The organism is Burkholderia sp. 8Y, assembly GCF_902506145.1.
Classification (GTDB): Bacteria; Pseudomonadota; Gammaproteobacteria; order Burkholderiales; family Burkholderiaceae; genus Caballeronia.
On sequence record NZ_LR733554.1, the window covers coordinates 54,375 to 76,378 of the forward strand.

Here is a 22,004-nt window from a genome sequence, read left to right on the forward strand (position 1 = left end):
AGCCCGAGCGATATAACGGCCGCGATGCTTGCGCCTTAACGGAGCGCGGACTGCCTTTGCCTTACCAAAACTTTCCCGGACGAGTCCGCCTTTGGCTTTAGCTGTTAGGGTTCCGTCGCTTGCTTGATCCACGTTCTCAACTCCAGCCCCATGACCTCGCAGGGGCGCCGGGGCTTCTGCCGACGGACTGCGCGTTGCTCAGTCCGTCGGCACTTTTCGTCTGGATCGCGTATATCGCTCTGCAGGTCCGGGATAGTTGAATTTTGCGTTCCTACTGGCTGATATGCCGTGCGGAAGCGATGAAAAGCCCTGTTACCAAGTTCTGCGTTGGAGCCGGTCGTCCTAGATGGCGATCAGGTCGCAGGGGCTATGTCACCGGCTGCCTAACTTAGCTTCAGGCATGTCCCCCGCGAGGGGCCGTTTGCCCCCGCTTTGCGATTCAGCGCCATATTCCCTAACCGTTTCTTACCACGCGAAGAATTCCCCATCATTGCGGTGTAAAGTGCGCGTCGCACGAGCTTTCGTCACATGATAGAAGCGTCGTCCACCTCCTGCTGGATTGCAGCGCCCGGCTGCACTCAGACACTTCCTCAAATAAACCGCTTTCTATCTCAATAGGGAGCTCCGTTTCAATTACCCGTTCCGAAACAGCGGAACACTCGACAATGCAAACGTTTGTCCCTAGCGGTCCATTGCGATCCAGAATGAGCCATGTACGACTGAATCCTTCGTTTCGAACAGTCCTGCGCACCCTGCTGTTGGTTGGCACCGCCTTCCTCGCAATCTATTGCCATCGGTCGTTCGCGGCTGTGACGATGAACTTCTCTCACGCCGACATTTCGGAAGTGGCGCGCGCCATCGGGCTCGCGACGTCGAAGACGATTATTGTCGATCCGCGCGTGAAGGGTCAGTTGGACCTGATCTCCGAGCGCCCGGTCACCGAAGATGAGGCACTCAAAATTCTGCAGTCCGCGCTGCGAATGCAAGGCTTCTCGCTATTGCAGGATCATGGCGTGCTCAAGATCGTGCCCGAGGCCGATGCGAAGCTACAGGGCGTTCCCACCTACGTTGGCAACAAGCCGACTGCTCAGGGGGACCAGATTGTCACTCAGGTGTTCCAGCTTCACCGGGAGTCCGCCAATAATCTCGTGCCGACCCTGAGGCCGCTCGTATCGCCCAACAATACGATCAGCGCGAACGTGACCAACAACACGCTCATTGTCACGGACTATGCGGACAACGTGAAGAGAATAGCGGCGATCATCGCAGGGATCGAATCGGCATCGAGCCCGCACATCGCTGTGGTTCAACTTAACTACGCCGATGCGACCGCCGTATCGCAAGAGGCCCAAAAGTTGCTCGACCTGAACGGCATCGGCAATACCGACCCAACGCAAAAGGTCGTAGTCGCACCGGACGTCAGAAGCAACACCGTGGTGCTGCGTGCAAGCGGCGGCGCGCGTCTGGACGAAGCCGAATCCTTGGTCGTCAAGCTGGACACGCCGACTAAAGCGCCGGGCAATATACATATCGTCAGCTTGCGGAACGCGGACGCCACTGACGTGGCGAAGACGCTGCGCAGAATCGTAGGGCAATCGACCAGCAGCGACTCGCAGGCGAGCACGGCGAACGGCGGCAATACGCAAAGCTCATCGGGGCTGCCGAGCAGTAACGGGACATTGCCGCCGTTGCCGAGCGGTGCGGACTCGGCCTCGTCGGTGAGTGCTGCATCGTCTTCTGCGAGCAGCCCTTTCGGCGGCGGCAATGCAGCGCAGTCGCGCGCAAGCGAAGACAAGGACGACAAGGGCAGTGGCGAGATCGTCGCGGACGTCTCGACCAACTCATTGATTATCACGGCGCCGGAGTCCGTGTTCAGGAATCTCAGCACGGTCATCGCCCGGCTCGACCAGCGCAAAGTGCAGGTCTACATCGAATCCCTCATCATGGAGGTCTCGTCCGACAAAGAGGGTGAGTTCGGCATCGAGTGGCTCACTACCGCGGGCTTGCAGTCAGTCGCCGCCACGACGACGAACGTCGGACTCGTAGCGGGGTTCGGCAACATCCTGGGTACGAAAGGTCTCTTTCGCGCGCTGCAGTCGAACTCGGACGTCAATGTTTTGTCGACACCGAGTCTCATCACGCTCGACAATCGCGAGGCGCGGATTCTCGTAGGGACCAATGTTCCGATCGAATCTGGTTCCTACTCGACGAATACGACGACTTCATCGTCGGTGTCCGCGTTCAACACCTATGACCGCAAGGACGTGGGGGTCATGTTGAATGTCAAGCCGCAGATCAATCAGGGCGGAACGATCACGCTTCAGGTCTACCAGGAAGATTCGAGCGTGGAGACCGGGACTGCGGATCAGGCGGGCGGTTACAGCATCGACAAGCGGTCGCTGCAGACATCGATACTCGCCGATGACGGGCAAATCGTCGTGCTCGGTGGGCTGATCAGCGATAACTACACCGACGGCAACAGCAGGATTCCGTGGGTGTCTAAGATCCCCGTCCTCGGTGCACTGTTCAGGCATGAGACGAAAAGCCGCAAGAAGACAAACTTGCTCATCTTCCTTCGACCGGTCATAGTTCGCGACGCGTCCATGCTCCAGGCGATCGCGGCGGACCGTTACGGCTACATGCAGTCGCGATCCGCGACGTACAAGAGCGACAACTGGCTGGAGAGGGACGACACTGTGCCGGTCCTGCCGCCTCTGCAAGAGAACGTGCAAGGAGCGGCTAGCAGCGTGATCGATCTTACTCGTGCGCGGCAAGCCGCGGTGATTTCACCAGCCGATAGTACGGCGCCTACGCCATGATATAAGCGTACTTGACTGGCGCTTGCGGTTTATGTGCAGCAAGGCCGAACTGAGCGTGCGCAAGCGGCATCGCAAGCGCATTGCCGCTGTCGAGCGCGAACCGCTGCCGATGCCAACGGGACTGAGCCAGAACTGGTCGGTCGACTTCTTCAGCGATGGCTGGCCTATGGTCGACGCTTTCGCTGTCTGAACCTGGTCGACGATTGCACGCGTGAGTGCCTGGCTACCGGGGTCGACACCTCATTGCCAGGTCAACGCGTTAAGCAGGTGCTTGAAGGGTTACGCGAGATGCGCGGCTTGCCCGAATCCATCGCGGTGGATAACGGTCCGAAGTTCGCCGGTAAGATGCTGATTGCATGGGCTCACGTAGTGGGGCGTTACGCTGTCCTTCATGCGGCCTGGCAAGCCGGCTGAGAACGCCTACATCGAAAGCTTTGACGGGCGATTCCGGGACTAATGCCTGAACGAGCACAGGTTCGTTTCCGTGCGTCACGCCGCGTTTGACTGAAGACTGGCTTATTGAGTCAACACCGAGCGGCCTGGCAACTCGCTCCGATACCTCCTGCCAATGCAATTCGCCCAGAGCATGAAGCGAAGGAATATTAACCTCGGACTTCGACAGCGCTCCGAGTTAGTACCGGGGGCAGCTCAAATTTGCAATGGCTGCGCTTGGAGTCTCACGCGGCAGTGCCGATTGAACGTCAGTGGCGAACGGAAGCGTTAACTTCCAGTGAGATCCGTCAGCGAGCGCTCGCTGCCTAAGTAGCGCTCGCATGTTTCTCAGCCGCACGGAGGCCGAACGGTCTGCGCGCCATGGTGGAACGATCCGAATGGACAGCTTGGAGGGTCGTTGGGTGGCCACCCAGCCAGTAACTTTTGTTCGCGTGGTTACCTCACGCTCTGGAAACCGGCGAGTGTTCATTGGCCGGATCAAGTACTGCGGTCAAAATGTGTTGGAAGTCTCGGCTTAATGACTCACTCATATCTGACCCGGCTCGAAGTAGGCAGCAGCTGGCCAAAAGGTCGAAGGAGGGCGGTCGGGGGAAGGCAGCGCGGCAGCCTCTGACACCTTACGCGTCGTATCCCGCGTCACCATGACCTTCGGCCAAATCTGCAGTCATTCGTTGACGGGCAGAATCGTCGCTCATGAGCGCTTCAGCCTCTGAAGCAAATGGGCATTCGCCGGGGCCCGAAAGGCGCAGTGGCGTCATAATGGGCGTACGTTAAGCCGTTGTTATTTGCATGACGGCCAGAAAGCCATCGGGCGAACTCAGCTTGGCGGTCCCTGACGAAGAGAGGACCGGATCCGTCTCAACGATGATTAGAAACGCCTTGTACTCATAGCTCGCTTCATCCTGCGTCTTCGGCGGCCTTTAGTAGAGCACACAGTGTAAGCGAACGTGATCCGCGTTCAATCCTCCGAAGGACTCAAGCAGTGCTATGGCTCGCAGTGCGCCTGCTTCGCTGAACCGCTCCCGCCAGCGTTCGTTCGCAGCTGAGCCGGTTCTTGCCGCTTGAGTCACTGCAGAGATCGCCGGTAACAAACTCGTGGTGGTTGTGACGACGGCCACTGGCGATAACTCGAGTGTCATGGAGGCGACGTCCCGGATGCAGGCGCAAATGCTCACGGCAATTGGCACAGTGGAGCAGTCGACGATTCGATCCCCAGAGCGAGCACAGAAATCGCTCGCTGGCGATATCGACCTGTCATCGCACACTGAGCACCAGGCGGCGTGGTTTTGGGGAACCACTGCCAGTATGGGGGACCGTACCGCGACCATCAAGGTGAACGCGGAAGTGTAGGCCAGGCAAGCGGCTTGGCAAAAAGCGGATGTCCCGCCGTTCCTTTTCCTCCTAGAATGCGTGACTTGTTCACGGATATCATGCGAGGTGCCTCGACGTCACCGATTGCTCCAGACGAACTGAGTATCGCGGGACTGCGCAAGGCGGCTCCGAGCGGCAAGACGACGATGGTGGTGTCATGAAGAACCGGCGGACGCATGCGTCCGCCTTTCGCTTGCGTGTCGGATCAGAAGCGGTGACGCAAACCTACCGTCGCTGAGACTTGACTGTTCGTCGATGATGCGGACAGGCCGTTGATCGCCGCGGTGATTCCCGAATCGCCCGTGTCGCTCACGTGCTGATACACGCCCTGCAGATACACGTCGGTGCGCTTGGATAGGGCGTACGCCGTTTGCAGACTGAACTGATTCCAGTTCGGGTCGACGCCGTTGAGATGGCCGTTGGTGAAGGTATATGCACCCGACACCGACCACGCGGGCGTCAGGTTATAGCGGCCGTTGACTTCATAGTTGTTGAAACGTGCGCTGCCGCCATCGAGCGTGACGCCGTCGCTCGTGCCCGCAGCTGATGCGCTGATGCCCGTCGCCTTGCCGAGCCGCGTCTGCGTGAAGACGAAGCCCGCTTGCGCCGCACCGAACGTATAGCTTAAACCCGCGCCGAAGGTGCGCTGACGACTTGCGCTGAACGTCGCGTCATCGCTCACGGCGCCGCTCGAATTCAGTGTCGCACCCGCGTTGTTCAACTGCATATAGCTCGCCGCCACGTTCAGTGGACCATAGTTGTAGGATACGCCGACACTGTACGCGCGGTTCGTGGCGAAGCCGCCCGCATCGTTCGCGAAGCCATACAGACCGCCGAACTTGAAGCCGCCGTAATTCAGGCTCTGATACTTCACCGAGTTGCTAATGCGGAACGAGTTGTCGAGGTTGTCATTGTCGAAGGGGTGCGCGGCCTGCGTGCCGCCGTATTGCGTGCCCGTGAGCGCCAAGGGGCCGAGATAGTCGACTACTGAATCGTATTGACGGCCGAGGGTGAGCGCGCCCGCACGATCGCTCGACAGCCCGACGAACGCCTGGCGGCCGAACTCGCGGTCGCTCTGACCGAGCTTGCCGTTCATCATGTTGAAGCCGTTTTCGAGAGTGAAGATCGCCTTCAATCCGCCGCCTAGGTCTTCCGCGCCACGCAGGCCCCAGCGGCTGCCGTTGACGGCGCCGCTCGTTGCTTGGAAGTTGTGGGCGCCACCCTGATTATTCGTGTAGGTCAAGCCGGCGTCGATGAGGCCGTAGAGTGTCACGCTAGTTTGCGCGTTCGCCGCGCTCGCAACAGTGCCGAGCACGGTCAGCGCGAATATGGATTTCTTCACTGTGTTTCTCCAAGGAAGCTTAAGTTTCAGCTGCGCGCGACAACCGCATGCCGCGCGCTACGTCTTTCCGATCAATAAGTCGACGCATCGGACGCCGGATTAAATCACGGCGCATATCGCGCTTCCATTTCATGCGAGTTACGGAATGTTGTGTAATCGATGCGTCGCGCAAGGGCAGCGCAAGACGCTTTCTAGATTCATAAACGGCTTCGGGCGCGCGTCATGTCGCAACGCGGCTCGAATCGTCATTAGCTGAAGTGATATTCCCCGATACCTTGTGGTCTCTGCGCGACAGCGAGCGGTGGCATGGAAACAGCAGCGTGGTCAGACCTCGAGCTTGTACCCCACGCCGTACACTGAGACGATGATCTCGTCTTCGGCCCGCACTTCCTGCAGCTTGCGGCGCAAGTTCTTGATATGGCTGTCGATAGTGCGATCAGTCACCACGCGATGATCGGCGTAGAGGTTATCGAGCAGAAACGAGCGCGGCAGAATCCGGCCCATCGACACATGAAGCAGGTGCAGCAGCCGAAACTCGATCGGCGTTAGCCGCAGCTCGCGATCGTCGAGCGTCGCGCGATGAAACTGCGGATCGATCCGCAACGCGCCAGCCGACGTGCCGGTCGCGCCTCTGTTAGCCCCGCCCGCGCGACGCAAAATCGCCTTCACGCGCGCGACCACTTCGCGCGGACTAAACGGCTTGCACACGTAGTCGTCCGCGCCGGTTTCCAGTCCTAGCAGACGATCGATCTCGTCGATGCGCGCCGTCAAAATGATGACCGGCAGTTGCGAGAACGTCCGCAAATCACGGCAAATATCGAGTCCGCCGCGCCCTGGCAGCATCAGATCCAGAAGCATCAGCGAAGGCGGCGTCTGGCGCACGAACGGGATGACCTGCGCGCCATCGGCGAGCGTCGTTACGATGTAGCCCGCGACGCGCAAGTAGTCAGCGAGCACCGCAGCCAGCTTCGGCTCGTCCTCGACGATCAGGACATGGGCGGGAGAGTTAACTAGCATCGATTACTCGCGGTAGGAAGGAAAACGCGCCGTGATGGACACGCCGCCTTGCGCCGAGTCGTCCGCGCGAATGCTGCCACCGTGCGCCGTGACAATCGCCTTGCATAGCGACAGTCCAAGTCCCGCGCCGCCGGTATGCCGGCTGCGCGATTCGTCGACGCGATAGAAACGGTCGAAGAGATGCGGCAGCGCCGACGCGGGCACGCCCGGCGACGAGTCCTGTACGTTGAGTGTCCAATCGTCGGGCGCACCCGCCAGCGCGACGCGCACGCATCCGTCGAGATCGGTGTAGCGCAGGGAATTCTGCAGCAGGTTCTTGAGCAACTGCACGAAGCGTGCGGCGTCGACGTCGACATCGGCGAAAGCGAGCGCATCGCTGCATTCGACATCGATGACAAGCCGCTTTGCGCGGAACGACTGACGCATCGCATCGACGGACGTGCGCATGAGCGCGTTCACCGGCGCGGGCGCCTTGCGATAGCTCAGCATGCCCACATCGCTCAGCGACAGGTCGTACAGGTCTTCGATGAGCTTGTTCAGGGCCGCGACTTCGGTCTGGAGCGAGGTGAGCGATGCGGCATCGAATTCGTGCACGCCGTCCTCGATTGCTTCCAGCTCGCCCCGCAAAACGGCAAGCGGCGTACGCAACTCGTGCGATACGTCCGCGATGAACTCGCGCCGGCAACGTTCCGCGCGCTGCAGGGAATCGGCGAGCGAGTTGAAGTCCGAAGCGAGCTTGTCGAGCTCGTCCCGATTTTTCGCGGGAACGCGGATCGTATAGTCGCCGCTCGCGAGCCGATGCGTCGCGGCCATCACACGGCGCACCGGTACCAGCACAAGGCGCGCGAGCACCATCGCGACGACGGCGGCCAGGATCACCGCGACGCCGCCGATCTGCCAGGTCGCGCGCATCTGCTGCGCCTGAAACGCAATATCGGCGGCGTCGGTCAGCGGTGTCGGGCCGGCGGTTGCAAGCCAGCCGACGATCTTGCCGTGCACGCGCACGGGCGACGCGGGCGCATCCGGCGGCGGCGGCTCGGTCGTGGACACAACGAGCGCGCGATCGGTGTCGAACAGCGCGGCAGGCGGACGTTCTTGCCGATGCCCGCGCACGCGATTCGCCGACTCGCTTTCGAGCGCTGCGTCCATCGATTCGTGCAGTCGCGCGGACTCGGGCAGTGAGAAAGCCGATGCATTAGGCAACCCATTCGAAGGACGCATGCCCCAGTGCGGACCGTGCCACGGCTCGCCAAGCGGCCCGAGGATGCGCGCGACGCTCCCGCTGCCCGGAAAGGTGCGCCACGCGGGCGGCACGGTTGCGCGCATGTCTTCGATCTCGCGCCGCACGAACTGCTCTTGTGCGTCGTCGAGCAGCGCGAGCCATGCGTCTTCGTTTGCGCGTAAGAAAGCCCAGCTACCGTGCGCGGCGTATTCGCTCGCAACCTTTGTCATCAGGGCGCGCTCCCGGCCCGCGTCGCGTTCGCGCACGTAGTGCAGAAAGCCGTTCTCGAAGCTGACGCGCACGGCATAGCCCATGGTCAACGTGCTGACGAGGCACGCGACCAGCACAAGGAGGAAAATCTTCGATGCGATGCCAAAACGAAACTTCAATGAGGATACCTTTGCGCGGCAAGCAGACTGAATGACCGCCAATTCTAGTGGATGCGCCCCCCGCCACGCAGTTTCCAAAGTCTCCACGACTTCTCCACTTTTTCTCCATGCTGAATGCGGCATTGATAGCTAAGGTCGCTGGCAGTCTCAAGCGAAAAACCGGAGCTACCCCATGCCACGCACCGAACGAAAGCAGGCCGACATGAAGCGCCCGTCCTGGCCCGGACGAAGTTCCGCCAATGTACGGACGATCATCGATGAACCCGTGACGAAACTGCGCGGCTGCCGCCTTTCCGCGCCTATCGTGCAGCCGTGGGGCGCGTCGTGCCGCGTAGTCGAATGGATCAACATTCGCGGCGAACGCTCGTTCATCGCGGTGCATGTGAGCGCGACCGAACCGGAAATCCGCGAGCGCATGCGCCAGCACGCCAACGGGCAACGCCACGTCGCGCTCGACGCCGCCGCGCTCGGCCGGCCGAAACTGCGGAGGGCGTAACGATGATGTCGCAGTCACATGATTCTCATCGCATCGTCATCGTCGAGCCGGACGAGGGGGTTCGGCAAAAACTAGCCGCATTTCTTTCACGCTATTACCCGGCAACGCGATCGATCGCAAACGCGCGAACACTCGCCGAGGAAATTGACCATACGAAGCCATCGCTGATCCTGCTCAGCAACGAACTCACCAACACGCCCCTGGCCGCCGTGCTCTGCGATCTCCGCACGCTGCACTCGGACATTGCGGTGCTCGTCATCGGCGCGCCGCACGGCTGGATGGACGCGATCACCTGTCTCGATCTCGGTGCCGACGACTTCGTGCAATCGCCCTGCAACGAGCGCGAGATTCTTTCGCGGATGCGCAACCTATTGCGGCATCGCGCGGGGCGCGCGTTGCCGGTCACGCCCGGCGACGGCAAGCTGTGCCTCGGCGACTTCGTGCTCGATCCGGTGAAGCGCACGGTCAAGCGCAAACGCGTATCCATAGACGTACACGACAAGTTGTTCGAACTTCTCGCACTGTTTGCGCGCAATCCGATGACGGTGATGTCGCGGCTGCGGCTCACCCGTCAATTGAGCGAGCAGGGCTGCCTGCTATCCGAGCGCTCCGTCGATGCGCTGGTGTGCCGTCTGCGGCGGATCGTCGAGGACGATCCCGCGCAGCCGCGCCTCATTCAGACGATACGCGGGCGCGGCTACGCGTTCAGTCCCAACGGCGCAACAATGCCGGCTCACTCGTAATCGCTGAACTGGGACGGCGCCGGGCTCTTCGCGGGCAACGGCGTGTAGCCGGGCACGCTCGCCTTGAACTGCTCGATGAGTCCCGTATCGACGGATGACAGGCCCTTCAACTGCAACTGCATCAATACGCGAGTGCCGCTCTTGCCTGCGTCCGAGCTCGTCGACGATTCGATGTAACGCTGCGCCGCGATGCCGAGCGACCAGCATTGCGCATCGTATTGCACGCCGATCAGTCCCGCCGTCACGCGATGCGCGCGCATGTCGAAGTTCACGCGGCCGATTCCCGACAGGTGCATCGTGAGCGGCCATTGCGCCGACGCGACGATCTGGTTGATCGGCTGGTTGTCGAGCACAGCGAGATCGGCGCGCGTGTATCGATATCCCACGTTGAGCACACGCGCCTCAGCCGGACTCCACGCAAAGCCGGCCGTTGCGCGCGCGAGTTGATCGCGTTCCTGATTGAACTGCACGGCCTGCTCGATAGCAAGGCGCGAGTCCAGATGGAGGGTCGCGCCCGCGATCAGATCCGAATGATCGGCCAATGAAGGCGTGTCGCCCGATTCGAGCGTCACCCGCTGCGTGCGAAACGCGTACGACTGCGCGATGACGAAGCGCGCCAGTTCCGCGCCCGACTCCGGGCTGATGAAGCGCGTCGTGAGCGCGGCGGTCACCCGATTCTGATCCGCGATGCGATCGTTACCAACAAATGTGTTCGTCGTGAAGATCTCGGCAAGCCCAAAATCGGCGGCGGCCGTATCGAAGAGCGGCGCAAAGTGTTGGTTGCGATACGGCGTGTAGACGTAAAAGAGACGCGGCTCGAGCGTCTGCGTGAGAGCCGTGTCAAAGAGATGCACGGAGCGCTCGAACACGAGGCCGGTATCGACGCTCGCGGTCGGCACGTTGACGCTGAAACTGCGCGGCTGGCCCGAAGGCGCATCGCTGCCGATGCTCGACAACCGATACGACGCGGAGTGCCATTGCAGCATCGGCTTGAAGAAAAAGCTAGGTTTGTCGATCGAATAGCTGACGTACGGATTGAAGACGAATCGCTCGCCCTGCGTCGCGTCGGCGGAGGACATGGTAAAGCGCGTCGCGTTGACCCGCGCGCCGAAATCGAAGCCATCCACGTTATAGCGCGCATAGTTCACATTGACCTCCGGCTCGCGGTTGTACGGCGGACTCGAATCGAAGCTCTGCCAGCGCTGTTCGCGCACGAGCACTGACCACGCGTCGCGACTCCACGCGACGCCCGCTTCCTGCTGAAATATCGTCTGAGTGCCGGCGAGATAGCTTGTCGCGGAGGAAAGATCGCTGGTGTAGTTCGCATCGGAAACGCGGTTGTAGTTCACATAACCCGAAAAGCCCGCGCCGAAGTCCTGCTTGTGCGTGAAGGCGATGGAATAGCGACGTTGCTTCGTGACGGCATCCTCGGGCAGATACGACAGGCGCAGTTCGCCGGAATAGGTCGGCGACAGATAACGGAAGTCGGGCGTCAGCATCACGCCGCGGCGTGACATCGCTCGTGCAGTAAGCGTGAGATCGTAGTTCGGCGCAAGATTGAAGTAGTAGGGCAGCGACACGTCCCAGCCGTTGGTTGATCCATACGAGAAGGTCGGTGGCAACAGTCCGCTCATGCGCGCGGGCGACAGCGGAAAAGAGAGCCACGGGCTCGCGAACACTGGCATGCCCTGAAAGAACAGCACGCCGTCGCGCGCGGTGCCGAGATGGCTGCCCTCGTCCATGTCGAAGCGCCGGGCCTTCAGATACCATGCGGGGTCGTCCGCGCACGCGCAGGCCGTGTACGTGCCGTCGTGGATGACCGAGCGGTCTTCATCAACGAGATCGGCGCGCGCGCCGCTGCCGCTGCCGCCCGAAAGACGGAAGTGATACTTCGGCGCGCTCATCGTGCCTTCCATTGCATCGACCTTCAGATGCGCTTCCGGCCCGCTAAAGAAGTCGCCGGCTTGCACGAGTCGCACATGGCCGTAGGCATCGGCGCGGTCGGTGTCCGCGTCGTAATGAAGCGCATCGCCCTTGATCAAGCGATTCGCGCGCCGCAACTCGGCGTGGCCTTTTAGCGATGCGTCCACGTCGGTCGTTGCGCGAACCGAATCCGCGAGTCCGAATACAGCGGGACGCGTGCCAGATATTGAGGGCGTTCCTTCGAGCTGCGGGGAGAGACGGAGTTCGGCTTGTGCGGCGGCGGGCTGCATCGCTATTGCTCGCGCGCCCAACATGAGCAGCGCAAGCCGCTTGCGGTGTTTCACGAGAAAAAAGCCTTAGAACGCAGTGCCGATTTGGAACTGGAATTTCTGATACGTGTCGCCGCTGTGACGCACGATCGGAAAGCCGAGGCTCAGCTTGAGCGGGCCGATCGGCGAGATCCATTCGAGACCCATGCCGTAGCTGTAGCGCAGGCCGTTCGATCCGGTGCTGTTGCCTTCGTCGCCCCAGACATTGCCGCCATCGACGAACGTGAACACGCGCAAGGTGCGGTCATAGCCGGTGCCGGGAAGCGGGAACGTCATCTCGATGTTGGCGACGACCATCTTCGAACCGCCGATCGGATCGTTCGTGGTCTTGTCGCGCGGACCGAGGGAACTCGACTCATAGCCGCGCACGGAGCCGATGCCGCCCGCGTAATAGTTCTTGAAAATCGGATACGACTTGCCGCCCAGGCCCGCTCCATAACCCGCCTGAAGGTTCACGCCGAACACGAAGCCGCGCGAGAAAGAGTGGTAGTACTGCGCGGTGAAGTCGGTCTTGTAGTACTCGGTGTTGCCGAGCGGCGTGCCCACTTCGGCGTTGGCCTGCAAGTAATAGCCGCGGCTCGGCACCAGCGCGCTGTCGCGATGGTCGCGCTTCCAGCTTGCCGTGAGCGGCACGTTGTTCACCACGCGGCCGAACTCGCTCACATAGTCGAGATACGACTGCGGGGTATCCGAATCGGTATTGAAACGATCCTGCTCGATGCCCGCGCCGAAGTACACCATGTCGGACTCTGAGAACGGAATGCCGAACTTGGTATCGACACCCATGCTCACGATACGAAAGCTCGAGTCGCTCGAGTAATAGAGCGGATAAGTCGTTCGGTAATACGCGTCCGTGATGCGCTGAATGCCGTCGACGGTGAAGTAAGGGTCCGTCTGCGTGATGCTCAGCGTGCGATACGTCTTCGCCGTATTCATGTTCACGCCAAGACTCGTGCCCGACCCGAACACGTTGTCTTGCGTGATGCCGGCTGACAGCACGACCTTGTCCGTCGATGAAAAACCGGCGCCAAGCGTGATGGCGCCCGTCGGCTTCTCCGTGACTTTCATCTGCACGTCGACCTGATCCGGATCGCCTTCGATAGGCACGGTGGTCACGTCGACATCGGTGAAATATCCGAGCCGGCTGATGCGGTCTTTCGAGAGCTTGAGCGCCTGACTGTCGAACCACGCGCTTTCGAACTGGCGCATTTCACGGCGCACGACTTCGTCGCGGGTGCGCGTGTTGCCGATCACCTCGACGCGGCGCACATAGATGCGCTTGCCGGGATCGACTTGCAAGGTGAGCGCGACCGTGTGATGCGCGTGATCGATCTCTGGTTGCGCGTTGACGCTCGCGAAGGCGTAGCCGTATTCGCCGAGCCGGTCGACGAGCTTCTGCGTGACCTGCTGTAGTTTGTCCGCCGAGAACAGCTCGCCCGGCTTGATGCTCACGAGCGTCGACAGTTCCGCGTCGCGCCCGAGCAGGTTGCCTGCGAGCTTCACGCTCGTGATTGTGTAAGGCTTGCCTTCGTGCAGCGTAATGGTTAGGTACATGTCCTTCTTGTCGGGCGAGATCGAAACCTGCGTCGATTCCACGCTAAATTCAAGGTAGCCGCGATCGAGATAGAACGAGCGCAGATTTTGCAGATCGCCGGTGAGCTTCTCTTTTTGGTAGAGATCGTTCTTCGTGTACCAGGAGAACCAGTTGGGCGTGGAAAGCTGCATCTCGTCGTTCAGCGTCTTCTCGTTGTACGCGGTGTTGCCGAGAAAGTTGATCTGCCTGATCTTCGCGCTCGGTCCTTCGGCGACGGAGAAAAGCAGTTGCACGCGGCCGCGATCGAGCGGCGTCACGGTCGTCATGACTTCGGCGGCGTAGAAGCCGCGCATCAGATACTGGCGCTTAAGCTCCTGCTCCGCGCGGTTCGCGAGCGCCTTGTTGTAGGTCTGCCCTGGCGCGAATCCGACCGCCTTCAGGGCCTTTGACAAACTGTCCTTGTCGAATTCGTGCGTGCCCGAAAACTCGACGCCGGCGATGGCCGCCGCTTCGACGACGTGCACGACGAGCACGTCACCTTCGGTTGACACGCTCACGTCGGTGAAGAGGCCGGTGTCGTACAGTGCGCGGATCACATCGGTGGAGCGCGCCTCGGTGAAGGTGTCGCCGCGCCGGACCTTCAGATTCGCGAAGACCGTCGACGGATCGACGCGGCTCACGCCTTCTATACGAATGTCACGCACGACGAAACCGCTATCGGCGTGCGCGTGCGCGCTGGCGAGGGCGCCCGTCGCGACTGCGAGCGAGCGATAGATGTGATGCTTCATGCGGAGATTCGAAAAAAAGTGGACAGGCGTAGCGGACTTACTGGATCGGCCCACCACCTACAACGGGCACAGACTGGCCGGTCGCCGCGCCGATGACTTCATGGATCTGCAGCGCGCTATCGCGTCGTATGCGAAAGGAGAGTTGTGCGCCGCCCTGAAGGATGAAGGAAAGAATCAGCGCGCCGGTGCCGTCCGCATCGAGCGCGACTTCCCAACCTGCGCAATTCATCGTGAATTTGGTCGCGCGATTTCTATTACGGATTCTCTCCGAGCACGCGATGGCATGCGCGAGCGCCGCAAGCAACTCGTGCATGACGGAGCAATGCAGTGCGACGGAAGAGCCGGAGCGCGCGTCGACGACGAGATAGCCGCCGTCGTCGCTGAGCTGAAAGCCCGCGAGCGAATCGATGGGGATTGCCGGGCGCATATGCGTTGGAAAAATGAGTGTGAATAGAGGCAAAGTCTAAAGAGAACTCGCCAGAATTGAGTTACCGGTCTCTTACGGCGTGTTGTGCGGTGGTTGCACTTTGGAATGCTGAATAGGTGCACTCGAACATTCGGTTCAGAGCGGGATGACACAAGCGAGGTGATCGACATGACGCCTGTGCGACCATCGACTAGTGACGGCACCGCCCAGAAGTAAGAGCAGGCGCATGTTCCGCGTGCTGTGCGCGCAGCTATTCAGCAGCCGTATCCGACGCTTCCGCGTCCTTGCGCCACCCGCCACCCAGCGCGGTGTAGAGCGTCACCACGTTGGTCTGTTGCGCTGCCCGGTCCGTCACGAACTGCGTCTGCGCGGTGAAGAGCGTTCTTTGCGCGGTCAGCAAGGTCAGAAAGCTGTCCAGGCCGCCGCGATAGCGCGCGTTCGCAATGTCGTAGTACTGCTGGGCGGCATCGACATATTGCGCATCCGCTGCTGTTTGCTCCATGTAAGTCGCGCGCGCCGCGAGTGCGTTGGAGACTTCCTTGAACGCAGTTTGAATCGTGCCTTCGTACGCGGCGACGTAGATGTTTTTCGAGATCTTCGCGGAGTCGAGCGAGGCGCGCAGACTGCCGAACTGAAAGATCGGCACGCTGATCGACGGCTCGAAAGCCCAGGCGCCTGAACCGTCCTTGAAGAGCGACGACAGCCCGTTGCTCGCGACACCTCCCATCGCGGTGAGAGAAACGGTGGGGAAGAATGCCGCGCGCGCCGCACCGATATAGGCGTTGGCGGACTTCAGCGTGTGTTCTGCTTCGATGATGTCGGGCCGCTGCGTCAGAAGCGCCGATGGCAGGCCCTCCGGGATCGTCGCGAAAAGGGACTCGTCGGGCAGGGCGCGATCACCGGGGAACCCATCGGGCAGAGGACAGCCGATCACGGCGATCAGGTTGTTGCGGTCCTGCTCGACCGCCCGTCGATATGCGGCGAGACTCGACATCGCACTCGTTAGGGATGTGCGCGCGGACTGGACGTCTTCCATCGAGCCGCTGCCGAGGTTGGCCGCGCGCAGTGTCGTCTCGTACGTGTCGCGATACGATGCGACCGTTCGCTCGGTCAAGTCGAGCAAAGCGCGATCCGATAGCCATGTGAGATAGTCGCTCGCCGTCGTTGAGATGAGACTAATCTGCGTGCTGCGGCGCGCGGCGTCCGTCGACAGATACTGTTCGAGGGCCTGATCCTTCAAGCTGCCGATACGCCCGAAGAAGTCGATTTCCCATGCGGTCGTACCGAGTTCGAGACTTGTGGACTTCGTGGTCGCCCCGGATTGATGTGAGGCGCTGTGCGCACCGGTCGCCGTGATCGACGGTCCCAGTTCCGCGCGGACGATCCGATATTCGGCCTCATACTGCGCAACCTTCAACGCCGCTTGCCGCAGGTCGCGGTTGTTGGCCAACGCAAGCTCGATCAGTTGCCGCAGATGGGCATCCTGCACGAACGAGCGCCAGTCGGACAATGTATCGGCATCCGTTGTGTTTCGCTGCGCGCGTGTTGACTCATACTGCGGATAGGACGCAGGCATCGGCGCAGCGGGGCGTTCAAAGCGAGGTTCGAGCGTACATGCGCCGAGCGCAAAGACAGTCAGCGTCGCCGCGACGATGCGGCTCATGGATATGCGCTTATTCATGAGCGGCACCTTCTTTCTTCTTGTTTCCGAAGCCCCGAACCACCACGAAGAACACGGGCACGAACACGATGGCGAGCAGTGTCGCAGCTATCACGCCGCCGAGCACGCCGTTGCCGAGACTTTCGCGGCTCGACGCTCCCGCCCCGCTCGCGAACGCCATCGGCAGCACGCCGAAACCAAAGGCAAGCGACGTCATCACGATCGGGCGCAAACGCAGATGCGCTGCTTCAATGGCGGCCCGTCGCACGCCGTGACCGCGCTCATTCAGGGACTTCGCATACTCGACGATCAAAATCGCGTTCTTGGTCGCGAGGCCGATGGTCGTGAGCAAGCCAACCTTGAAATAGATGTCGTCGGTGAAGCCGCGCAGGTGTGCCGCGACCAGTGCGCCGACGATGCCGAGCGGTACGACGAGAATCACCGAGAACGGCACAGACCAGCTTTCGTACAGCCCTGCGAGACAAAGGAACACGACGATCAGGGACAGCGCGTAAAGATACGTCGCTTGCGACCCGGCCAGCTTCTCCTGATAGGACTGGCCGGTCCATTCCATCGCGATACCTTGCGGCAGTTGGGCGACCAAAGATTCGATCGCGCTCATCGTATCCCCGCTACTGACGCCCGGCGGGCTTTGCGCCGTCGTCTCCAGCGCGAGGCTGCGGTTATAGCGTTCGACTTGTGGAGAACCGGTCGTCCAGTGGCCGGAGGCAAAGGAAGAGAAGGGCACCATCTTGCCGTCGTAGCTCGTCGTGAGCGTGGTGCTCGTCGCGCTTGTCGTGCTTGTGGTACTTGTCGTACTGCTGCTGGTGCTGCTCGTCGTTGTATTGCTCGATGTCACGAACCATCTGCCGATGTCCGCAGGCATCATGCGATATTGCGGCAACGCCTGAACGTAGACCTTCTGGATGCGCCCGGTGTCCACGTAGTTGTTCACGTAAGTCGAGCCGAACGCGGTCTGCAAAGTATCGTTGATATCCGATGCGCTCACGCCGAGTGCCGAAGCCTTCAGGTAATCGATATCGACGGCGTACTGCGGCACGTCGGACATGCCGGCCGGCCGCATTCCGGTGATCTTCGGATCCTTTGCTGCCAGAGCCAAGAGTTTGTTTCTCGCGGCGACAAGCTGTTCATGTCCGACACCAGCCATGTCCTTGAGCTCGAAATCGACGCCGCTGTAGCTGCCGAGACCTTGCACGGCGGGCGGATTCATCACGAAGACCTGCCCCGCGCGCAAGCTGCGAAAGTGCGCGTTCGCGGCGCCGACGATATCGGCCGCGGACTGGCCTTTGCGCTTGCGTTCATTCCAGTCCTTGAGCTGGACCATGGCCATCGCCATGTTCTGACCGCTGCCCGAGACACTGAAGCCGTCGAGCATGACGACGTTCTCCACTTCGGGAAGCCCCATGAAATAGGACTCGACTTGCTTCTCGACCACATTGGTCTGCACGCTCGAACTGCCAGCGGGCAAATTGATAATGGTCATGAGCGAGCCCTGATCCTCATCCGGCAAGAACGATGAAGGAAGCTGCCAGTACAGCAGCCCGGCGACGCCGCAGATCGCGACATAGGCCGCCATCCAGCGCAGCGGACGTGCGACGAGCCGTGTCACCAGGCGCTCGTAGCGACGCGTGCCGCCTTCGAACTTGCGCTCGAACCATGCGAAAAAGCCGCGGCGCTGAAGTTGCGGATCGATGGGGCGCAGCAGCGTCGCGCAAAGTGCGGGCGTGAGCGTCAGCGCGAGGAGCACCGAGAGCACCATCGCCGACGTGATCGTCAGCGAGAACTGACGATAGATCTCGCCCGTCGATCCGGACATGAACGCCATCGGAATGAACACGGCCGTCAGCACGGCGGTGACGCCGACCAATGCGCCGCCGATTTCGTCCATTGCCTTGATGGTCGCATCGAGAGGCGACATGCCTTCGCCCAAGAGCCGCTCGACGTTCTCGACGACGACGATCGCGTCATCGACCAGAAGACCGATGGCCAGCACAAGTGCGAACAGCGACAGCACGTTAATGGTGAAGCCGACCGCGGCGATGAGCGCGAACGTGCCGAGCAGCGCGACCGGCACGACGATAGTCGGAATGAGCGTCGCGCGCAGGTTGCCGAGGAACAGGTACATCACGAGGAACACGAGCACGACGGCTTCGAACAGCGTCGTGATGACCTCGGAGATAGACGCGGAAACGAAAGGTGTCGTGTCGTGCGGAACGCTCAGTTGCACGCCGCCGGGCATCTGCTTCTGCAACAACGCGAGTTGCGCGCGCACCGCCTTCGCGACCGACAACGCGTTAGCGCCGCTGGCGAGCATGATGCCCATCGCGGCGGCGGGCTTGCCGTTCAGACGCGAAGTCATGTCGTAGGAGTCGCCACCGACTTCAACCGTGCCCACATCCTTCAGATACACACGCGAACCGTCCTGATTGACGCGAAGAAGAATATTGGCGAACTCATCGGAGGTCTTAAGGAAGCCGCGCGTCACGATGGTCGCGTTGATGGCTTGCGTCTGAGTCTGCGGCGCGCCGCCGATCTGCCCGACGGAGAGTTGCGCGTTCTGACTGTCTATGGCGGCCGTAACATCGCTCGGCATCAGGCCGACGCTGCGCAGCTTCACCGGATCGAGCCATACACGCATGGAGTGCTGCGCACTGAAGAGCGTCACTTGTCCCACGCCGCTAATCTGCGTGAGCGGATCCTGCACACGCGTCGCGAGCAAATTGCCAAGATCAACCGTGTTCAGGCGGCCATCGGTGGACGTAACCGACACGACCATCAAAATGCTGCCCGAGGTCTTGCTGACCTGAATGCCTTGTTGCTGAACGGCGCTTGGCAGGGATGCGTTCGCTTCCTGCACCTTGTTCTGCACTTGCATCGCGGCGACGTCGGCATTGGTGCCCGACTTGAACGTCAGCGTAATGGTCGCGGTGCCGGCCGAGCTGCTCGTCGAGGACATGTACATCAGATTGTCCATGCCCGTCATGTCCTGGGCGATCACCTGCGTGACCGTGGTGGCGAGCGTATCCGCGGAGGCGCCCGGATAGGTCGCGGTGATTCGGATCGACGGCGGCGCGACGTTCGGATACTGCTCGACGGAAAGCGTTCGAATCGAAAGCGCGCCGATGAGCATCACGACGATGGCGATGACCCATGCGAGCACGGGCCGCTGAATGAAGAAACGGGAGAGCATCGTACGTCAATCTCCCTTGGCGAGTTGCGCTTGCGCATCGCCTTCGACGGGCGAGACCTTCATGCCGGCGCTCACTATCTGCAGGTTGTCGGTGGCAATGCGCTCGCCAGCGCGAAGGCCTTGCGTCACGATCCAGTCGTTGCCGTGCGCTTTCTCGGCGATGACGGTTCGGCTTTCGATGACGTTCCCTGCGTTCACGACGAGCACGGTCGATGTGCCGCCGGCGCCGCGATTCACGAGCGTTTGCGGCACGAGAATGGCGTCCTGCTCGCCTTCGTCCAATTGCGCCTGCACGAACATGCCCGGCAAAAGCTGGTGCTCCGGATTGGGAATCGATGCGCGCAGCGTGATCGAGCCGGTGGTCTGGTCGACGGTGACATCGGAGAACAGCAGCGTGCCGGTATGCGCGTACGTCGCGCCGTCTTCCGTCTGCACCGTGACCTTGCTCGTGCCGGGCTTTAGCGCGCCCGAAGCGATGGCCTTAGAGAGCCGCAGCGCTTCGGTGCTGGAACGGGTGACGTCGAGATAGAGCGTGTCCATCGACTGGATGGTCGTGAGCGCCGTCGATTGTCCCGAGGCGACGAGCGCCCCGACCGTCACCGCCGACTTCCCGATCTTGCCGCTGATCGGCGCGACGATGCGCGTGCGCGCCAGATTCACGCGCGCGGTCTCGAGCGAGCCGCGATCCGTGGCAATATCGGCGCGTGCTTCGGCGGCGGCGGCGGTGTAGTTCTCCACGTCCTGCGCGCTCACGCTCTTAATCTGGAACAGCTCCTGATAGCGCTGCGCCGTGACGTCGGCGGCATTCGAGGTGGCGATCGCCTTTTGCAGCGTTCCGAGAGCCGTGTCGTACGCGGCCTGGTAGCTGGCTGCATCAAGTTGATAGAGCGGCTCGCCTGCCTGGACGGTCGAGCCCTCGACGAACAGGCGCTTCGTCAGGATGCCGTCGACCTGAGGGCGCACGTCGGCAACTTCGACCGACGAAAGTCGTCCGGACAGATCGTCCACGATGTCGATCCGCTGCGCCTTCAGCGTCGTCACGCTGACTTCGGGAGGCTTCACGGCGGGCGGCGCGCCGGCGGCGGACCGGTTGCCGCACGCGGACAGTGCGCAGCCGGCGACAGTGGCGAGCGCGAGCAGGCGCGCGAGCGGGCGATGCGCAAACGGCAGGATGAAAGCGTATTCGTTGTCTGGCATGTCGAAAGTGAAAGGGCTGGCATCGCACCGTCGCTCCTCACTTCGTCGGGGAATAAGGCAGACCGATCCCTGCCGCCGTGCATCGGACGAGCCGAGGGCGGTTCATGAAGTAAGAGAGAGTTGTCGCGACGCGGACTGCTAGCTGTCGGTCGGCGAGACGGCGCGAGGAATTGCCGAGAGCCCTAACGATAAGCGCCAGCTGCGCGCAAATCAACTAAGTCATTGATTTCTAGCTACATTCATACATTGTGTCTAAATTGACATGAATCGCCCGACGCTTTTTGTTGGAGAATCGAGGGCAGTGAAGATGCGCTGAGAATCGCCGCTAAGCGTCGCACCGAAACGAACAACAGGCTATAAATTGAGTGGATCCCATTTGCTGCTGGTCGAAGACGATTCGGAAATCAGCCAATCGCTGGCAGACTATTTGCGCGACAAAGGCTTTGCCGTTCAAGTCGCCGAGAGCGCAGAAGCCGGACGCGAGTTGCTCGAAAACGGCCGCTTCGATCTGATTCTGCTCGACGTGATGCTGCCCGGCGAGGACGGACTCAGCTTCTGCCGGGGCGTGCGCGCATCGAACGGGCCGCCGGTCATCATGCTCACGGCGTTGTCCGAACCGACCGATGCCGTCGTGGGGCTCGAGCTTGGCGCGGAAGACTATGTGTCGAAGCCCTTCGACTTGCGCGAGTTGCTTGCGCGCATCCGCACCGTGTTAAGGCGCGGGCAGGCGACGGAGCCTGCGAGCAGTGCCGCCGCCACCGAACTCGTCCTGGCGTTCTCAGGCTTCACGTTCTTTCCCTATCGACGATATCTGCGCTCGCCGACCAACTTGCGCATCCCGCTGACCGGCGCGGAAACCGACCTGCTGCTCGTGCTGTGCCGGCATTCACGGCGAGTGCTGTCGCGCGAGGAGCTGATCCGGCTCACGCGCGGCAAGGATTTTCCGATCGCGGCGCGCTCGATCGATCTGCTCGTCAGCAGGCTGCGCCGCAAGCTGGCAAGCGATGATCCGCTCGACGATCCGATTCGCACGATGCGCACGGGCGGCTATGCGTTCCAGCCCGAGGTCACCGTCCGATGAGA

At 61.4% G+C, this 22,004-nt stretch carries 16 protein-coding genes; 8 read left to right on the forward strand and 8 right to left on the reverse strand.

Translation table 11 applies throughout. From position 1 onward, the window contains the following. Positions 1 to 704 precede the first annotated feature (704 nt). Genes GV035_RS28890 through GV035_RS30025 form a run of 4 tightly spaced genes read left to right on the forward strand, consistent with a single transcriptional unit; the run spans position 705 to position 3,276 of the window. Positions 705 to 2,819 carry a secretin N-terminal domain-containing protein gene (locus GV035_RS28890; protein ID WP_159839546.1) on the forward strand — a complete coding sequence of 705 codons (2,115 nt, stop codon included), beginning with the start codon at positions 705 to 707 and terminating at the stop codon, positions 2,817 to 2,819. 31 nt (positions 2,820 to 2,850) lie between these two features. After that, on the forward strand, positions 2,851 to 3,009 hold the full coding sequence (locus GV035_RS28895; protein ID WP_159839548.1) for a hypothetical protein: 159 nt from the start codon (positions 2,851 to 2,853) through the stop codon (positions 3,007 to 3,009). 29 nt (positions 3,010 to 3,038) lie between these two features. Beyond that, positions 3,039 to 3,233 carry a hypothetical protein gene (locus GV035_RS30020; RefSeq protein WP_442859620.1) on the forward strand — a complete coding sequence of 65 codons (195 nt, stop codon included), beginning with the start codon at positions 3,039 to 3,041 and terminating at the stop codon, positions 3,231 to 3,233. Continuing rightward, positions 3,202 to 3,276 (forward strand): integrase core domain-containing protein, encoded by a 75-nt coding sequence (locus tag GV035_RS30025; protein WP_442859621.1) that lies wholly within the window; start codon positions 3,202 to 3,204, stop codon positions 3,274 to 3,276. Before GV035_RS30020 ends, GV035_RS30025 begins: the two co-directional genes overlap by 32 nt. Before the next feature lie 1,572 nt (positions 3,277 to 4,848). On the opposite strand, the gene GV035_RS28905 is transcribed toward GV035_RS30025, so the two are convergent. From GV035_RS28905 to GV035_RS28915, 3 genes are all read right to left on the reverse strand, one after another. Beyond that, positions 4,849 to 5,985 (reverse strand): porin, encoded by a 1,137-nt coding sequence (locus tag GV035_RS28905; RefSeq protein ID WP_159839550.1) that lies wholly within the window; start codon positions 5,983 to 5,985, stop codon positions 4,849 to 4,851. Positions 5,986 to 6,309: 324 nt separating this feature from the next. Continuing rightward, positions 6,310 to 7,002 (reverse strand): response regulator, encoded by a 693-nt coding sequence (locus GV035_RS28910; protein WP_159839552.1) that lies wholly within the window; start codon positions 7,000 to 7,002, stop codon positions 6,310 to 6,312. Positions 7,003 to 7,005: 3 nt separating this feature from the next. Further along, on the reverse strand, positions 7,006 to 8,613 hold the full coding sequence (locus GV035_RS28915; RefSeq protein WP_159839554.1) for an ATP-binding protein: 1,608 nt from the start codon (positions 8,611 to 8,613) through the stop codon (positions 7,006 to 7,008). A 172-nt stretch (positions 8,614 to 8,785) separates the two neighbouring features. On the opposite strand from GV035_RS28915, the gene GV035_RS28920 reads away from it, so the two are divergent. After that, positions 8,786 to 9,109, forward strand: a complete 324-nt coding sequence (locus GV035_RS28920) for a DUF2866 domain-containing protein (RefSeq protein WP_236572921.1) — start codon at positions 8,786 to 8,788, stop codon at positions 9,107 to 9,109. A gap of 2 nt (positions 9,110 to 9,111) precedes the next feature. After that, entirely contained in the window at positions 9,112 to 9,852 is a 741-nt protein-coding gene (locus GV035_RS28925; protein ID WP_159839556.1) for a winged helix-turn-helix domain-containing protein, read from the forward strand. Here the strand turns inward: GV035_RS28925 and GV035_RS28930 are convergent. Then, a complete protein-coding gene (locus GV035_RS28930) occupies positions 9,843 to 12,119 on the reverse strand; it encodes an LPS-assembly protein LptD (protein WP_236572923.1) in 2,277 nt (758 codons plus the stop codon). The genes GV035_RS28925 and GV035_RS28930 overlap by 10 nt on opposite strands. Positions 12,120 to 12,131: 12 nt before the next feature. Continuing rightward, positions 12,132 to 14,426: an outer membrane protein assembly factor BamA gene (gene bamA, locus GV035_RS28935; RefSeq protein WP_159839558.1), complete on the reverse strand. Its 2,295-nt coding sequence runs from the start codon at positions 14,424 to 14,426 to the stop codon at positions 12,132 to 12,134. On the opposite strand from bamA, the gene GV035_RS28940 reads away from it, so the two are divergent. Further along, positions 14,425 to 14,880 (forward strand): hypothetical protein, encoded by a 456-nt coding sequence (locus tag GV035_RS28940; RefSeq protein WP_236572925.1) that lies wholly within the window; start codon positions 14,425 to 14,427, stop codon positions 14,878 to 14,880. The genes bamA and GV035_RS28940 overlap by 2 nt on opposite strands. Positions 14,881 to 15,103: 223 nt before the next feature. Here GV035_RS28940 and GV035_RS28945 read toward each other — a convergent pair whose 3' ends face one another. From GV035_RS28945 to GV035_RS28955, 3 genes are read right to left on the reverse strand one after another with little or no spacing between them, the layout of a single operon-like run. Beyond that, complete coding sequence (locus tag GV035_RS28945) at positions 15,104 to 16,516, reverse strand: efflux transporter outer membrane subunit (RefSeq protein WP_159839596.1); 1,413 nt, start codon at positions 16,514 to 16,516, stop codon at positions 15,104 to 15,106. Positions 16,517 to 16,526: 10 nt separating this feature from the next. Further along, positions 16,527 to 19,724: an efflux RND transporter permease subunit gene (locus tag GV035_RS28950; protein ID WP_159839562.1), complete on the reverse strand. Its 3,198-nt coding sequence runs from the start codon at positions 19,722 to 19,724 to the stop codon at positions 16,527 to 16,529. Positions 19,725 to 19,730: 6 nt separating this feature from the next. Beyond that, complete coding sequence (locus GV035_RS28955) at positions 19,731 to 20,921, reverse strand: efflux RND transporter periplasmic adaptor subunit (RefSeq protein WP_236572926.1); 1,191 nt, start codon at positions 20,919 to 20,921, stop codon at positions 19,731 to 19,733. 361 nt (positions 20,922 to 21,282) lie between these two features. Here GV035_RS28955 and GV035_RS28960 point away from each other — a divergent pair, with 361 nt between their 5' ends. Further along, positions 21,283 to 22,002 (forward strand): response regulator transcription factor, encoded by a 720-nt coding sequence (locus GV035_RS28960; RefSeq protein WP_159839564.1) that lies wholly within the window; start codon positions 21,283 to 21,285, stop codon positions 22,000 to 22,002. Positions 22,003 to 22,004 lie beyond the last annotated feature (2 nt).

Bases quoted from the DNA above. Each gene is read 5' to 3' on its own strand.
- GV035_RS28890 (WP_159839546.1), top strand. From the start codon at position 705: ATGAGCCATGTACGACTGAATCCTTCGTTTCGAACAGTCCTGCGCACC.
- GV035_RS28895 (WP_159839548.1), top strand. From the start codon at position 2,851: ATGTGCAGCAAGGCCGAACTGAGCGTGCGCAAGCGGCATCGCAAGCGC.
- GV035_RS28910 (WP_159839552.1), bottom strand. From the start codon at position 7,002: ATGCTAGTTAACTCTCCCGCCCATGTCCTGATCGTCGAGGACGAGCCG.
- GV035_RS28920 (WP_236572921.1), top strand. From the start codon at position 8,786: ATGCCACGCACCGAACGAAAGCAGGCCGACATGAAGCGCCCGTCCTGG.
- GV035_RS28925 (WP_159839556.1), top strand. From the start codon at position 9,112: ATGATGTCGCAGTCACATGATTCTCATCGCATCGTCATCGTCGAGCCG.
- GV035_RS28940 (WP_236572925.1), top strand. From the start codon at position 14,425: ATGCGGAGATTCGAAAAAAAGTGGACAGGCGTAGCGGACTTACTGGAT.
- bamA (WP_159839558.1), bottom strand. From the start codon at position 14,426: ATGAAGCATCACATCTATCGCTCGCTCGCAGTCGCGACGGGCGCCCTC.
- GV035_RS28945 (WP_159839596.1), bottom strand. From the start codon at position 16,516: ATGAGCCGCATCGTCGCGGCGACGCTGACTGTCTTTGCGCTCGGCGCA.
- GV035_RS28950 (WP_159839562.1), bottom strand. From the start codon at position 19,724: ATGCTCTCCCGTTTCTTCATTCAGCGGCCCGTGCTCGCATGGGTCATC.
- GV035_RS28955 (WP_236572926.1), bottom strand. From the start codon at position 20,921: ATGCCAGACAACGAATACGCTTTCATCCTGCCGTTTGCGCATCGCCCG.